This is a genomic window from Sphingomonas sp. 1185 (assembly GCF_040544655.1).
Taxonomy (GTDB): domain Bacteria; phylum Pseudomonadota; class Alphaproteobacteria; order Sphingomonadales; family Sphingomonadaceae; genus Sphingomonas.
This window is the reverse complement of the sequence record NZ_JBEPKL010000001.1, coordinates 191560-208232: the sequence shown is the minus strand read 5'-3', so window position 1 is coordinate 208232 and position 16673 is coordinate 191560. Positions and strand designations below refer to the sequence as shown.

The 16673-nt window shown below is 68.4% G+C and carries 7 protein-coding genes; all 7 read left to right on the top strand.

Annotated elements, in window-relative coordinates:
- Positions 1-100 precede the first annotated feature (100 nt).
- The 7 genes from ABIC44_RS00935 (at position 101) to ABIC44_RS00905 (ending at position 16627) form a co-directional block, all read left to right on the top strand.
- Positions 101-1546 carry a hypothetical protein gene (locus ABIC44_RS00935; RefSeq protein WP_354293105.1) on the top strand — a complete coding sequence of 482 codons (1446 nt, stop codon included), beginning with the start codon at positions 101-103 and terminating at the stop codon, positions 1544-1546.
- Positions 1543-2454, top strand: coding sequence for a DUF58 domain-containing protein (locus ABIC44_RS00930; protein WP_354293104.1), 912 nt, complete (start codon positions 1543-1545; stop codon positions 2452-2454). The genes ABIC44_RS00935 and ABIC44_RS00930 overlap by 4 nt, the downstream gene beginning before the upstream one ends.
- A complete protein-coding gene (locus tag ABIC44_RS00925) occupies positions 2451-4049 on the top strand; it encodes a hypothetical protein (RefSeq protein WP_354293103.1) in 1599 nt (532 codons plus the stop codon). Before ABIC44_RS00930 ends, ABIC44_RS00925 begins: the two co-directional genes overlap by 4 nt.
- A gap of 13 nt (positions 4050-4062) precedes the next feature.
- A complete protein-coding gene (locus ABIC44_RS00920) occupies positions 4063-6513 on the top strand; it encodes a VWA domain-containing protein (RefSeq protein ID WP_354293102.1) in 2451 nt (816 codons plus the stop codon).
- Positions 6510-11849 (top strand): hypothetical protein, encoded by a 5340-nt coding sequence (locus ABIC44_RS00915; RefSeq protein WP_354293101.1) that lies wholly within the window; start codon positions 6510-6512, stop codon positions 11847-11849. Before ABIC44_RS00920 ends, ABIC44_RS00915 begins: the two co-directional genes overlap by 4 nt.
- A gap of 17 nt (positions 11850-11866) precedes the next feature.
- Positions 11867-13273: a sensor histidine kinase gene (locus ABIC44_RS00910; RefSeq protein WP_354293099.1), complete on the top strand. Its 1407-nt coding sequence runs from the start codon at positions 11867-11869 to the stop codon at positions 13271-13273.
- 219 nt (positions 13274-13492) lie between these two features.
- Positions 13493-16627: a TonB-dependent receptor domain-containing protein gene (locus ABIC44_RS00905; protein WP_354293098.1), complete on the top strand. Its 3135-nt coding sequence runs from the start codon at positions 13493-13495 to the stop codon at positions 16625-16627.
- Positions 16628-16673 lie beyond the last annotated feature (46 nt).

Sequence of the window (16673 nt, the reverse complement as noted above, 5' to 3'; positions counted from 1 at the left end):
GAACCGGGCTCGTCGGTATCGCGCGACAAGGGGGCAAGGTTGGTGCAAGCCAGCCGCCTTAGACCCTTGGGCTTGTCCCGAATTGGGGGCGGGGACGCGGATGGACGATCGATCGGACGGGCTGCTCCATCAGCGGCTCGACAGGCTGGAGGAGAAGGGGCGCGCGACGCTGGCCGCGGCCGCGCGCGGGGCGGCCTGGCGTGACGGGGGCGATCTGGCCCTGCGGAGTTCGATCGTCGTGCCGGTCGTGGTGGCGGCTTGGGCGATGATACGGCCCGTGGCGGCTCTCCCCGCTATCGCGTTTTCTGTCGTCGTGCCGTTGGTCGTGATGCTGCTGGTGGTCGCTGTGCGGATGGCGCGGTTCCGGGTGGAGCGTCGCGCCGCGCTGGCCTCGGTCGACCGCGCGCTGGCGCTGAAAGATCGGGCGGTCGTCACGGCCGAATTCCTGACGGATGACCGGCCGGACGGCTTCCGCCAGGCGGCCCTTCAGGAGGCGATGCCATGGCTGGATCGTGCCCTGTCGGCGCAGGTCGATGGGGAAGCCCGGTCTGCGCAATATGGTCGGTATCGATGGGTCATGCCCATATTGGCGCTGGCCGTCTTGATGGCAGCATTGGCTGTGCGGCCCTCTTCGTCCGTCGGGTCCGGCGGGGGGGAGTCCTCCGCCCTTCATCAGGTGGCCATGGCCCTTGGTCTTCGGCCCGATGGCCGAGATCCCGAACTCGATCGAGATGGTCGGGGCGGGGAGGGCAGCGGCCGGGACTCATCAGCCGGCGCGGCAGGTCGCGGCGCGACGGGCGGTTCGCCAGCGAGCGCGGTCGGGGCATCCGCCATGGCAAAAGCGGGTGGCGGTTCCGACGATACCGCCAGGCTCCTCGGCCAGTCGCAAAGCGTAGGAAGTGGCGCATCGCCATCGTCGGGCAGCGGGCGGGCAAATGGAGTGGGGAGCACCGGACGCATGGGGGAGGCGGACAGCACCGGGCCGTCGGGCAAGGGACCTGACGGCCAGCGCGCCGAGGATGCCAAGACGCGCGGTGACGGTCAGGCCATGGCGGCCGAAAGCCGTGCCACGCCGCCGCAAGGGGCGCAGAATGGCGCGGCGGCGGGTGTCTCCGCCCCGGCCGGTTCGCCGCCCGCGCCGCGTAATCCGGGTGGCAGTCAGGGGCCGCAGTCTTCCGGCTCGCGCAATCGGCAACAGTCGGGCCAGCAATCGCAAGGTTCGGGCAGTTCGGGCCGAGCCAACAATAATGGGCAGCAAGGCTCCAATCGCGGCGATGGTCAGGAAGGGGCCAAGCGGGCGCGCGGATCGTCGTCGCTGATGCTGGCGGTACCGATGGAGGATCGGGTTATCGGTACGGTCAATGCCGGGACGGTCAGCAGCACGACGCGCAACGCCCCTCCGCGCGCCATGACGGCGGGCGCGGTTGCGGCCCAGTCGCGCGGGGCCGGGCAGGGGCCGGACGCATCGCTGCCCGAACGCACCCGCAGCGTGCAGGAGGATCGGCTGCTCGAACGCTATTTCGCCCGACCGGGAGTAGGGCGGTGAACCTGTCCAGCGCCCCCGGCTTCGACGAACTCTTCGATCCCGTCTTCCTCGATCGGGTCAATACGCTCACCCTGCGGATCGCGGCAGCGCAGAAGGGCGGTCGTCTGGCCGATCAGCGGACATCGGCGCGCGGGCAGGGATCGGACTTCGCCGATTTCAAACCCTATGTCGCGGGCGACGATCTGCGCGCGATCGACTGGAACATCTATCGGCGGCTGGGCAAGGCCTTCGTCCGGGTGTTCGAGGAACGGCAGGACCTGCCGGTCTATATCCTGCTCGATGTGTCGCGCAGCATGTTTGTCGAAAGCCCGCCCCGCATCGGCCCGGCGATGCGCACCGTTCTGGCGCTGGCCGCCGTCGCGCTGGGGCAGCAGGACGCGGTCAGCCTGATGACGGTCAGCGACGATATGGGCACCGCGATGAGGAGCGTGGCGGGCAAGGGCGGGATCGCCCGCGTCGCGCAAACCCTGGCCGATCAGGTGGCGCAGGGCCGCAGCGCGTTGGCCGGAGCGGTCGTCAAGCTGGCGTCGATGCGGTTGCGGCGTGGTCTGGTGATCCTGGTGTCCGACTTCTTCAACGACGATGGGCTGGAGGGGGTTCTCGCCGGGCTGGAGGCGCTGCCCCATCGGCTGCTGCTGGTGCAGATGGTTCGTGCCTCCGACGCGGACCCGAGCCTTCTGGCCGATCTGGACGGCGATGTGGTGATCGAGGACGGCGAGCGTGACGGTGCGGGCATGACCGTGACGCCCGAGCTGATCGCGCGCTATCGCGCCGCCTACCGGGATTTCACCGATAGTCTCGACGCCTTCGCGCGGCAGCGCGGTGCGACCCTGGTTCGCATGGACGCGGATGGCGACGTGCTCGACCAGCTGGTGCCGGTGCTTACGGCGGGGAGCGTGCTGCCATGAGCTTCACCCAGTTCGGCTGGCCGCTGACCCTTGCGGGGATGATCCCGCTGGCGGGGATCGTCTTCCTGCTGCAACGGCTGCGCGCGCGGACGCGGGTGCTACGCCTGCCCACCGCCGGTCTATGGGCGCAGGCGTTGCGCGATACGCCGGTTCGTGTGCTGGGGGGGCGGTTCCGCTACTGGCTGGCCTATCTGTTGGTTCTGGCGATCGCGCTTCTGCTATGGCTCGCGGCGGCTCATCCGCAAGTGGTCTCGGTGACGAGCGGCGGTGGATTGCAGCGCTTCTACCTCGACAATTCGGCGTTGATGACCGGCGGCGGCGACCTCGCACGGGCCAAACGGGCGCTGCTGGCCGATGTGCGTGCAACCCCCGCCGACCGCCGCGAGGTGATCCTGGGCGATGCGGTCGGGACGCGGTTGCTGACGCCGGGGGAGAGCGTGTCCCTGCTGTCCCGGCGACTGGACATGGTGTCGGCGGAAATCCGGCCGTCGATCTTCGCCACGTGGGCGGCTACGGCCGATGCTGCCACGGTTCATTATTACGGTGCCTGGGGCGCCGCACGCGCGGCCCCACATTCGGCGCGCCTGCGCTACGGCTATCTGGCCGACCCCGTGCCGGACAATCGCGGTATCGTCGCGCTGGGCGTCACCCCGGCAGCTTCGGGGCAGGTTGGCAAGGCGGACCTGCTGGTCACGGTCGCGGCGGCGCATCGGCCTTTGCCGACCGCTGCCGATCTGCGCTGGACCGAGAATGGGCGCCGTATCACGGCGTCACGGGGCGAGGCATTGGGCGACGGGCGCTTCCTGGCGCGAGACGTGGACGCGGCCGGTGAAATGGTCGGCGTCGCGCTCGCGCAGGGCGACGGCTTTGCGGCAGACGACAAGGCCGAAATGCAGGTGGCCGATCGCCGTCCGATCAACGTCGCGCTGCTGGACGGTACGCCGCCCGCCGTTCGTGCGGCGGTAACGGCGGACCCGTCCCTGACCGTCGTGCCCGCTGCCGAGGCGCAGGTCGTGGTCGGGAACCCGGTCGCGGTTCGCGCGGCCGGGCGGCCGGGCCTCATGCTGTCGGATGCGTCGGCGCAGGCCTTTACCTTTGCCGGACCCGACGAAAGTCAGCGCGGGCCGATCGCCGCGCGGCTCGATGCTTTGGGGTTGGCGCAGCTCAATGCCGGGGCGCTGGCGGATGCGCTGCACCGGTCGGTCGGTGTAGATATCCGCGACGCCCGCCAGCGCCGGATCACGGCATGGCGTACGATCTTCGCGCCCGCGTCACCCTTCGTCCAAAGCCCCGCCATGCCGGTCTTCGTCAGCCGCGGCCTCCATTGGCTCGGGCAGCGGCAGCCTTGGCGCTCCTTTGCGCAGGCCGGGGACAGCGGCGATCCCCTGACAGCCCCGCCGGGCAAGAGCGAAGCGACGGTATCCCTGACCGACCGTGCCACCACGCTGGCAGTAGCCGACACCAGCGCGCATCCGGCGGTGGCGAACAGCGCTGGGATCTGGCCATCGGACCTGCCCTTTCTGCTGTTGCTGCTGGCGGCGGGCGTCCTGCTCGGCATCGAGTGGTGGCTGGTGCAGCGGCGCGTAATTCCTTGAGGGCCGGACTGTCGTGAGCATCACCTTCCTCTTTCCGGTCGCCGCCTGGCTGTTCCTGCTCGTCCCGCCGCTGATCTGGTGGCCGATGCGGGCGCGGCCGCACTGGCGGCAGGCGGCGATGCGGGGCGCGGTGTTCGCCTGCCTGATCCTGGCGATGATGCAGCCCAGCCTAGTGCACCGTGACGGCGCGGGGGCACAGGTCTATATCCTCGATCAGCGACCCGTCCTGGGCGCGGCAGGCCAGGCGGCGGCGCGGCGCGTGCTCGACCGGCTGATGGCGAAGGCACCCGCCGATGCCCGGCTGTCGGTGATCCAGCTGGGCGGGGCGGCCAAGCGGCGCGTGGTGGTGCAGGACGGCTCGCTGTCCCGCGCGTTACGCAAGGCGGCGCAGGCGATCCCGCTCGGCTCGGACGGGGCGGTGACGCTGATCGGCAGCGGGCTGTCGACCGACGACCATTGGCGGGACGGTATCGCTGCGTTCGTCGCGCGGGGCATTCCGGTCAATACGATTTCCGTACCCATCGCCTCGCGTCCCGCCTTTGTCGCCGATCTGCGACTGGCCCCGGCGCGGGTCGGGGAGACTTTGCGCGGGGATGTCGTGGTCGAGGGGGACGGCGCCCTGCATCGACTGGCGGTATTCAGCGGCGACCGGCGGCTGTTGACCCGCCCGTCTTTTCGCGCGGATGGCGAAACCCATGTCGCGTTGGATATTCCGACGGAGCGTGCCGGGTTCCTGCCGCTGCGCGTGGAGCTGGACGGACGCGGCGGCTTCGAGACGCTGGCGGCGGTTCAGGAGCCGCGCCATTTCCTCTATCTGGGTGAGCGGCAACAGGGCGCGGCTGGGCAGCTCCAGCGGCTGCTGGGGCCGAGCTTCGTCGTCGACCAGCGTGCACCAGGCTCGCTTTCGCAAGGGTTCGATCCGGCGCGCTGGCCGCTGGTCATGATCGACGATCTGCCCGCCGCGCACCTACCGGTCGCCGCTCAGCAAAGCCTCAACCGCGCGGTGGCGCAGGATGGAACGGGGCTGTTCGTCTCGGGCGGCATGGCCGCATTCGGCGCGGGCGGCTATGCCGACACGCCGCTCGGCGCAGCGTTGCCCGTCATCGCGCGCGGACAGGAAAAACAGGTCCGCCCGAGCGTCGCACTGGCGATCGTCATCGACAGTTCGGGTTCGATGCAGGGCGATCGGCTGGAGCTTGCCAAGCAGGTGGCGCGGCAGACGGTGCGCAAGCTGAACGGCAATGACTGGGTCGGCGTCGTCGAATTCTATGGCGCGCGGCAATGGTCGGTGCCGATGCACCACGCGACGGACCTGCCCGATGTCGAGCGAGCGATCGGGCGGATGCAGGCGCAGGGCGCGAGCGTCCTGTTTCCTGCGCTGCAGGAAGCGTTTTACGGGCTGAAGGACCTGGACGCGCGCTACAAGCACATCTTGGTCATCTCGGACGGTGGCGTGGCGGAGGACCGCTATCAACAACTGCTACGTCATATCGCCGAGAACCGGATCAACGTCTCGACGGTCGCGGTCGGGGGGCAAGTCGATGACGAAAAGAGCATGGCCGACTGGGCGCGGGTGGGGCGCGGCCGCTTCTATTCGGTGCCGGACGAGTTCAACCTGGTCGAACTTGACTTCAAACAGCCGCAGACCCGGCCCGACCCCGGCTATCGCAGCGGAACGGTCGCGGTACGGCAGGAGACGCGACCCGGCTGGTCGGACGGCGCGTCGCTAAGCGCCCCGCCACCGCTGTCCGGCTATGTCCCGACCCGCGCGCGCCCGGACGCCCAGGTCCTGCTTCGCACCGATGGCGGCGATCCCATCGTGTCGAGCTGGCCCGTGGGCAGCGGGCGTGTCACGGTGATGATGACCGAGCCGCTGGGGGCCGGGACCGCGAATTGGCGGGGCTGGCCCGATTATGGCCGCTGGCTGGCGCGGCTGCTGGCGATGACCGCGCGCGCTCGACCCGATCTGACCGTCGAGACGGCGCGTCGCTTCGATCGGCTGACGATCACCGTGCGGCGCAACGGGGCGGGCGCCTTGAGCGGGACGATGCCCGTTGTCGCGTCGGTCGACGCGAACGGACGCCCTCAGCGCCGGATCGACGGTCTGGAGGAGCGCGCGCCGGGCCTGTTCGTGTCGGACATCGCGTGGCCCGCCGGGGAGCCCGCGCGGATCGAGGTGCGCGATGGCGACCATCTTGCCCGGACCGCCGATCCGGCCTCGTCCGATGTCCGGCCGGTCGATGCGATGCCGGAGTTCATGGCGCTGCCGCTCGCCAGCCTGTCGTCGCGAACCGGCGGATGGCACCGCGACGATCCCGCCGCCGCGCCGGGAGCCGTGCAGCGGATCGGCGGCTTGCGCGCGATCGACCTCTGGCCGTGGATCGCGTTGCTGGCGCTGGGACTCTATCTGTTCGACATTGGCTATCGGCGCTGGCCCTCGCGCCGCATCGCAGGAATTCGATGATGCGCTTCTCTCCCCGCCGGTCGGCCTTCCGGTCGCTGCTGCTGGCCCTGTCGCTGTCGTCCAGCCTGACGGGCCCGTCCTGGGCGATGGCTCGTCCGGTTCAGACGGATGGCTCGAACCCGTCAGCCCCGACCGATGTCCGGCGCGTCGAACGCCTCTGGCGCGATGGCGACCGCAGCGGTGCGCTGGCCGCGGCCGATGCGGCGTTGGCGAGCGCGCCAAGTGCCGAGGGCTATCACCTCAAGGCCGAACTGCTCGATGCGCTGGGCCGGGTGGCGGAAGCGGTGCCGCTCTATCGCCAGGCGGAGGAGCGGGAGCATGATCCGGTGGCCAAGCGCCGGATCGCGCTGCGGCTGGCGATCATCGATGCGGTCCGCCGTCCCGACACGCTGCTGGGCTATGCCAAGGGCGCGCCGCCTGCCCGAGCGCGGCGGCTTGCGGATATTCTGGCGCTGCTTGGGCGGCCCAAGGCGGCGCTGGCCCTGGCGGGACCGGGCGGCGATGTCGGGCAGCGGCTGGCGGCGGCGCAATGGGCGCTGGCGGCGGGCGAGGCCGGGCCTGCCCGCGATGCGGCCAAGGCGGCGCTCGCGGCGGCGCCCACGCCCGACGATCGACGCTATGCGCTGGCACTGGTCGTCGAGGCGTATCGTGATACGGGCGACCTGGCCGGGGCGCTGAGCTTCCTCGACGCCTTGCCGCCCAGCGAGCCGGTCGCCAATGCGAAGGTCGATGTGCTGCTCGAACTCGGTCGAACCAAGGCCGCCATCGCCGCGATCGAGGGGGCGAAGAGCGCCGAATTGCGCCGCCGCCTGACCGGGGTGCTCGACCTGTCGGGCGACCGGGCGGCGGCGCAGGCGGAATATCGTCGCCTGATCGCGGCCGATCCGCATCAGGTCGACCTCTATGCCCGGCTGGCCGGAAGCTATCTGACGCAGGGTGACGAGGCGCAGGCCGTGGCGGCCTGGCGACAGATGTTCGCCGCCAATCGCGGACGGGCCGACGTGCTGACGGCGGGGGCGCGCGCGATGATCGGCATGGGCCTTCAGGATCAGGCGGTCGCGATGCTGGCGGGCAGCGCAGGCGACCCGGCGGTGGCGACGGCGACGCATCTGTTCTTGTTCGAGACCTATCTGGATCGCGGCGACATGGCCAAGGCGCTGGCGGAGTTGCAGGCGGTCGAGCGCGGCGACACCCGTGGACTGCTGCTCGCCGATGTCGCCGATGGTTATGAGCGGCTGGGTCGCCCCGATCAGGCGCTGGCGCTGCTGAAGCGGTTGGAGGCGAAGGGCGCGCCCGCCTACGACGTGCGCGCCCGTATCGCGCAGCTCGCCGCCGAGGCCGGGCATGACGACGAGGCCCTGACCCGTTGGCGGGCGCTGTGGGCCGACACGACGTTGCCCGCCCGCCGCAACATCATCGAGCGGCAAATCGTCACGCTCGCCACGCGGATGAACCGGCTGGAGCCGATGGCGAAGGACATTACCGCGCGGCTGCAGGCGGGCACGATCCGGCCCGGCGAGATCGACCTGCTGGTCGCGCTTCGTCTAGCGCAGAACAAGCCCGAGGCCGCTGCCGAAGCGGTACGCCGTTTCGCCGCGCGAAGCGGCAAAAGCGAAGTGTCGCTCCTCAACCAGTTGGCGCAGCTCTATGCGCGGGTCCGCGACTATGATCGGCTGGAAACGACGCTGGCGCGGCTGATCGCGCTCGACCCCGGCAATCGCGACGCGCACGTCCGCCAGTTGATCCTGACCCGGTTGCGCCATGATGACACGGGCGTCTCGGCAGAGCAGCGGCAGCAGGACCTCGACCGGCTGATGGCGCAATTGACCGATACCGGGGAAGGCGACGCCCATGCGTTCAAGGCCACCGTCTATGCGCAGGCCGACCTCGATACCCAGGCGATCCGGCAGCTGCGCGAGGGGCTGGCGGCGCGGCCCGACGATGCCGATGCGCTGTCGCGGCTGGCCACCGAGCTCAAGCGCCAGCATCGGCGGGGCGAGGCGATCGGGCTGCTGCAATATGCCGCGGATCATGGCGACGGGCGTCAGTTCCTGCCCGCGATCGATGCGCTGATCGACATGGTCGCGGACGGGGCCGATAGCGACGCGGCGACAAACGGCGTGCTCGACTGGGCCGAGCGGCGCGTGCTGGAGCGGATCGCCGACGGGGGCGCCATGCCCCGGTTGCTCGGCCTGCTATCCGACATCGCGGCGGCGGATGCCGATCTCGACCTGCAAATCCGCGCGACCGAGGCGACGGTGCCGGGGGCGGGCGAGCAGCGGGCGTTCGTGCTGCGCGAACTGGCGACGCTCAGCGGCGGTGGCGCGAACGACGGGGGCGCGGTGGCGATCATCGGCGATCCGCGTCGCAAGCTGATCTATGCCCGTCGGCTGCTGGCCCTGGGCAAGTCCTTCCCGCCCGATCTCTACGCCGATCTGGCGCGCACCTTGTTGACGCAGGGCGACGAGGCGGGGTCCGAGCGCGCCTTTGCCATGATGAACGGCTTGGGCGGGCTGGTGAATGTCGACGAAGCCAAGGGCGACGCCTATGCCGCCGCCGGACGCCCGGCGCAGGCGCTGACCAACTATGCCCGTGCGCTGCTCCAGGACCAGTCGAATTTCGATCTGCTGGTCAAGACCGCGATCCTTCAGGAGCGCGCGGGCGAGGACGCGCTGGCGCGGCGCTGGTATTGGCGGGGCCTGCGCTCCCTCCTGGCGCGGCAGCCCGCGACGCCGATGGGCGAACGCGACGAGCGGGGGCTGGACGTCCGCCGCTATTATCCGACGATGGTCGAAGGACTGTTGCTGACATGGCCGGGCGAGGCGGGTGCCGCCGACCCGATGCTGGCCGATCTGGCGCAGCGCTTCACCACCGAGATGGGACAGGTCGATGCCGCGAAGCCGGGGGCGCTGGCCGATCATCCGCGCCTCGCGCTGCTGGTCGATCTGGGGCATCGCATTGTCGATGCCGGACACGGCGATGCCAGGCTGTCGGCATGGGATGCCGCGCTGGACGGCCGTTTCGGCAGTGATCCGGCCTATCGTCGTGTGAGCAGGCTACGCCATCATCTGACGGGGCGCGGCGGGGACCCGGTCGCGGCCGCACCCGACTGGCCGTTGGCGGGGCTGCGCGTGCAGGCGGGCGATACCGGCAATGACGAAGCGGCGCTGGTGCTGGCCCTGTCGCGAGGGGACCAGACGACGGCGCAGGGCCTGTTGGGTGCGGCGCTGGCCGAGGAAGAAAAAGCCCTTAACGCTCCGCAGGAGGGTTTCCGTCGTCCGCTCTACCTGTTGCTGCTGAGCGACGCGCTGGACCTGCTGCCGCCCGATCGGTTCCGCGACTGGGTGTGGCCGCCACTTCAGGCCTCACCGGCGCGGGACGGCATCCTGTTCGACCTGTTCCGGGCATCGCCCGAGCGTTATGCCCGGCTGGCCAAGGCGGTGGGCACGACGCTGTTGTCGCCCGATGCGCTGGTCCGCCTGACCATCACGCAGAGCAATCGGCCGCTCGGCATCAGCCTGACCGTATCGCGGCGGCATGGCGGCGGGGGCATGGACTGGCTCGACCAGTTTTCGGTCGATCAGCTGGTCACGCTTTACAACGGCCTCGTCACGCAGCTGGAACGTGGCGAAGGGGATTCGGGGCTGAGCGAGCTGACGCTGGACGGCCTGTTCCGGCATCCGCTGGACGCAGGCCAAAAGGCGCGGCTCGCGGCGGTGCTGGACCGCGACATAGCCGTGGTGCGCGATTCCAAGGCCCGGAGCGGTGCGCCGCTCGCCGCCCGTCTGCTCCAGTTCGATGCGCTGGCCGCCAATCGGGACGTGGTGCTGGACGCGGCCAAGGCTGCTGCGGCGCGCTATGCCGACAGTGCCGCGCTGCCGATCGTGCTGGAACGCTGGTATGCCGGGGACAAGCGACAGGCATTCGTCCAGCTGACGACGATGGGCGAGGCGATGCGCGCCAATGGGCAGCAGACGCCCTGGCTGGACCGCGCCATCGCCCGGCACTTCCCCGATGTCCGTCGCGATCAGATCGAGTCCTTCCTCGCCGATCCCCATCCCGATCCCCAGGTCGCGGCGCAGGTCTATCAGCACTTCGCCGTTCAGGACGGGCAGACCACGCCCGACCAGCGGCTGGCGCTGACCCGGCGGATGATCGCGCTCGATCCGACCAACCCGGCCTATCGCGAGCATTTGCTGGCGCTGTATGTCGACAATGCGGACTGGCGCGAGCTTGCGCCTGCGCTTCAGGAGTATGTGGCAAGCCACCCCGACGACCGGTCCGCCGCGACGATGCTGGTGATGGTCTATCGCCTGATCGACAAGCCGGACCAGGCAGCCGCCGTCGCAACGGCGGCGCAGGTTGACGCGGACGATCCCGACTGGCTGGTCGCCCTTCTCAACCGCGCGCGGGCGATGCGTGGGCGAGGGGGCGGTGGCGGGAGCGCCGGGCTGTTCGCCAGTGTCTATGACGCCTATCTGCGCCACGACCCGGCCCGCCCGGCGGTGGTCGCGGTGGAGGCGCGGCAGGGGCGCAGTGCCATGCCGGTGGTGCGTGGCGACGACGCAACCCTCGCGCCGTTGCTTCAGCCGCGCAAGGACGATCCCACGCCGCCATCGCGGGTGCTGCGGGCGCTATGGCGCCACTCCAATGCCATCGCCACCGAGGGGGATACCGGGCGGGGCCGCCGCGCGCTCGTCTATACGCTGGCGGCGGCAACCAAGGGGCAGGGGGCAGCGGCGGCCCTGCTGGCGCAGCCAGCCATGTCGGTCGAGTTGCAGCGTTATCCCGGCGTGATGGCCCCCGAGGACCAGGCACGCCAGCATACGCTGTACGATGTCATCACCTATGGCCCTGCCCGGCGTGGCGAGGGCGGGCCGCAATTGGCGACGATGCTGGCCGATCTTCGCGCCGGGAAGGCGGATGCCGATGAGGTGGCGCGCCTGCTCGCGCTAGCCGACCGCGTCGCGGCCCCGTTGACGGCGGAGGACGGTGCCGCGCTTGACGCGCGGCTGCGCGCGATGCCGGTGATGGCGGCGGAGGGGAGGATCGTGGCGGCCCGCGTCTATGTGCGCAGCGGCCTGCTGCCCCAGGCGGAGGCGATGCTGGGTGCCGCCTTCCTCCAGATGCTCTATCCCGCCGGGCCGCTAGACAATGTCGACGATCTGGCGGCCGCCATGGCGCGGCTGGTCGCGACAGCCCGCTTGTGGCCCGACGCGGTGGATCAGCGGCGGGTCTATGCCGCTCTTGCGCAAATCCTCGAAAAGCGGAAGCTGGGGCCGAACGGGGGCGACTTGCCGCCGATGCCGCCCCTCGACGGAGGCGCGGCGCACTGAGGCGGGGAACGGCAAGGGTGGGATTGCTGCGGCGCATCTGGGACTGGCGCAAGTCGATGTTCGCGCAGATGCTGGTGCTGACGTCGATCTTCCTCGGCTGGGGGCTTTACGCCTTCGTCATCCGGCCTCTGGCCGACATGCCGGTGCAGGTCGACGTCGCGCCGCCCCTGCAGGCCACGGAGTCCGAGGTCCGCAGCGTCCTGGCCCAGTTCATGATCACCGTCCGTGACGATCCGTCGGATGCGGGCGACATCACCAAGGACAGCCTTATCCGCGAGGTCGAGGCGCGCAATCCCGACTTCCGGTTCTATGTGCGGGTCGGCAACCGGGCGTTCGGCAACGGGCCGCCCGCCTTCTTCCGCCATTTCGGTTTCGCCGCGCTGGAGCGGGTTCATCGGACATTGGCCGACCCCAGCATCTGCACCCAGGGCGAGAAGATCATGCAGGGCAAGGACGGCGATGGCTACGCGTCCTTCCGCATGTGCGACGAATTGACCTATTTCGAATATCGCGACCTGCGCCACCCGGTCATCATCGATCGCTCCAGGCCTATGGGTGCGCGGGGCAAATGGCTATGGGCGTTCAGCGGCAACTTCCTGCTGGCGGCGGGCGGCGTCTTCCTGATCTTCGCCACCATCTTTTCGCTACACATGTGGTCGATCCGGCGCGTCGCGCGGCTGGCCCGGTCGATCGACCCGCAGCGGCTGGATGCGCTCCTACCCGAAAAAGGCGTGGCCAGTGAAATCCTGCCGCTCGTCCGCGCGGTCAACCATTTGATCGGACAGGTCGATGCGGCCCAGCGGCGTGCGACCTTCTTCCTGTCGGCGGCCGCGCATGAGATGCGGACCCCGCTGACCGTGTTGCGTACCCGGCTGGAATTGATGGATGACGGCGCGCAGAAGGACAAGCTGGTCGGCGACGTCCGGCGGCTGACCCGGCTGGTCAACCAGCTGCTGACCCTGATGAGCATCGGTAATCGCCGGGAGGTGACGGGCTTTACCGATCTGGCCGCCTCCGCCGCCAAGGTCATCCGGGGGCGGGCACTTCTTGCCGAACAGGCAGGCGTCACGCTGATGCTCGACAGCGTGAGAGACGAGGTCGAGATCCCCGGCGATGCGACGCTGATCGAGTCCGCCATCGCCAATCTGGTCGACAACGCGATCTCCTTCGCGCCGCCGGACACGACAGTCCGCGTGGCGATCGACGCCGATGGACGGATCACGGTGCGCGACCATGGCCCCGGTTTTGGCGATATCGATCCCGTCGCCCTGTTCGAGCCCTTTGCGCGTCCCGTGTCGGCGCGGCGCGGCTATGGGTTGGGGCTGGCGATCGTGGCCGCCATCGTTCGTCTGCATGGCGGCGAAATGAGCGCGCGAAACGTCGAGGACGGCGGCGCCGAGTTCACCCTGACGTTTGCGTCATAAGGCTTTTTCATCGTCTCCTGTCGCGGTCCGGGGACATAGTATTTCGCAGATGCCACAAATCGCGACATTCCAAATCCTTTGCTGCAAGGTTGGTGCAAGCCTCGTCGCGCAGCATGGCTCCGTCATAGAACAGCGTCTCGTGGACCGAATGACCGAGCGACAAGCCAAGGCATCGCATCACGAACGCTGACGATCATAGTATCTATGGGGGGTACGATCATGAAGAAGTCAGCCTTTCTGGGGGCATGTTCGCTCATCGCCTATTTCGCCACCACCGGGGCAGCCGCCGCGCAGCAGGATCGAACGACGGCGCCGGGTGCCGCCGCGAACGACCAAGTTGAAAGTCAGCAAGGCGTGGTTCCTGTTCCGCAGAACAGCGACGCGGCAGAAGAGGAGAAGGCACGCCGGAATGTCGAGCGCGAGGACGCGCCCGCTGCCAGGGCCGGCGACCCGGAGGCCGAGATCAAGGAGGCCGAGCTTCGCCGCGGGCGAACCCCGGTCATCAGGAAGCACCAAGGCAATGACGACGTGCTGGTTACGGGCAGCCGTCTGCGCGACGGCGACAAGACCAGCCGTCTGATCGTCATCGACGCCAAGGAAATTCGCGATCGCGGTGTCACCTCGGTCGAAGAACTGGTGCGCACCTTGCCGCAGAACGTCTCGACCATCGGCGCGATCACCAACAGCCGTGGTAAGGGACCGCTGAATTCCAACGTCGGTCCCAGCGGTTCGAACATCGTTTCCCAGGTCGGCGGGCTGGGTCTGGCGGCGGCCAACTTGGGCGGGGTCGGGGCGGGCAACACGCTCGTCCTGGTCAACGGACGGCGGATTGCCGGAGCGGCGGGTGTCGAGCAGGGCTATGTTAACCTCAACGGCATCCCGCTGAGTGCGATCGAGCGGGTCGAGATCAGCACGGGCGGCCAAGCGGCGATCTATGGTGCCGATGCCATGGGCGGCGTCATCAACTTCATCCTGAAGAAGAATTACGTCGGTACGACCATTTCTGCTTCGCACCGCGAGACCAGCTCCGGCGCGGACGATACGCGGATCAGCCTGTATACCGGCCGTGCCTGGGGCAGCGGCAGCATCGCGGCCACACTGGAATTCGCGCGGGTCGATCCGATCGTGAACGCCAAGACCGGCTATGTGACGAACAACTACGCGCCCTTTTTCAACGGCAATGCCGCGTATGACAAGCGTACCTTCAATTCGGGGACGCAGCCTGGGACGACGGTTGTGCCGGGCGTCTATAATCCCGCCACCGGCCAGGTCTCTCCTTCCACGGGCCTCAGCGTGCCGCCGGGCTTCACGGGCGCGCCCAAGCGGTCCGATCTGATTCCCGTGACGCTGAGCAGCAGCCGCGACTATGTGCCCGAATTCGCCGGGCCGCGCAGCCGGACGGTCAGTGCGACCGTCAATTTCGAGCAGAAGATCACCGATCGCCTGAGCATCTTCGGCACCGGCCTTTACACCAAGGCGCGCAATTCGCAGGCCAATGCGATCTTCGGCGGGCTGGCGGTCGATCTGGCGCCGGGGCAATATTACAACCCGTTCCCCGCCTTCACCTTCGGGTCGTCGGCCTATTCCAGCAGGGTCAATTATTTCCCCGGCGCCGAGATCGCGGACGGCACGCTGGTGCCCGCGCAGATCCGCAATACATCGACCAGCTGGACCGCCAATGGCGGGGTCAGCTATGATTTCGGCAAGGCCGCCAAGCTGCAGTTGATCTATACCCGGTCGGGCACCGAGACTGCGGGTTCGGGAACGCAGCTGGGCAGTCTGGTCAGCTTTGCACGCACGGTCACAAACGGGGTCGTGTCCTATCCCTGCTATAATTTCCAGCTGGCGAACAATCGTATTCCGGCCAATCAGCTGGCGGGCTATAAGGCGGCGTTCCAGGCGCAGTGCGCCGCGCTGACCAGCAGCGATCCGAATATCGCGTTCAACCCATGGAAGAGCACGACGAGCGGCGGCGGCAGCAGCGTCACGGCCTTCCTCTATCCCTATGTCGTCGACGATCTGGGCAATTCGCTGAGCAATCTGGAAGGGCGCGTCACGGGCGAGGCCTTGGCGCTCCCCGCCGGTTCGGTCAGCTATGCCGTCGGCGCGGAATATGCCCGCAACACGCTGAAGAACAGCTTCATCAGCAGCATCGCTGGCCCCGACCCGGCGACGGACCGCTATGCGTTTTTCGGCGAGATCAACCTGCCGATCCTGGGCAAGGATTATACCCTGCCATTCGCCCGTCGCCTGTTGTTCAACATCGCCATGCGCCGCGACGTGACGAGCAGCGTCGGCGCGATCGGCACCGTCAACAAGGTACCGGTCGATCAGGGCGGCCAGATCATCTATGGCAAGAATCGGTTCGGCCGCACGACGCCGTCCTGGGGCATGTTGTGGTCGCCGACCAACACGATCGACTTCCGCGCGAAATTCACCACCGGCTTCAAGGCGCCGCCGCCCACCCAGCTCTATTCGGTGCAGGGCACGCAGCAGACGCTGACGTCGATCGTCGGCGATCCGCTTTATAGCTGCACGACCGATTGCGCTCGCCCGGTCAACGGGCAGAAGGCCTATAACGTCCCGATGGTCATCGCGGCGAACCCCGATCTTCGCCCCGAAACCTCGCGCCAGCAGATCTACAGCCTGTCGTGGCAGCCCACCGGTCCGTTGTCGGGCCTCAGCCTGGCCGTGACCTATAACCGCAACCGGATCCGCAATCAGTTCGCGACGACGCGCGAGCTCTTCTACTATATGCCCGCCGTCGACATCCTGAAGCTGCCGCTCTTCTATCCGCGCGACCCGGCGACCAACAAGATCATCTCGTTCAACAACGTCCGCTACAACATCATCGGTTCCAATTACGACTCGCTGACCTATGAGGCGAGCTATCTGATCCCGACCAATATCGGCACTTTCCTGCCCAAGATCATGTATGTCGACAATATCGTCGCCGAAACGACGGGGTTGAGCGATGGCCAGAAGATCGACCAGCGGGGTCGCATCCTGGGCGTCGACAAATATAAGATCGTGGGCTCGCTCCAGTGGAACTGGGACAAGCTGAGTACGAACGTCTATGTGTATCACACGCCCAGCTATCTGAACGATTATATGTCGATATACGCGGCCGGGGTGCAGCTCAATCCCGAGTTGATCACCCGCGTGAAGCCGTTGACCACCGTCGACCTGTCGGTGTCCTGGATCGCATCGAAGCGTTTCAGCCTACAGTTTGCGGGACGCAACATCTTCAAAGCACCGGCGCCCTTCACGGTCGTCGACTACCTGCCCTATGATACCTCGCGCTACAACGTGGAGGGTCGCAGCCTGATGCTGACCGGGCGACTGACCTTCTGACCGTGGCGGGGCGGCGGTTTGCCTGTTGGGCCGCCGCCCTCGCATC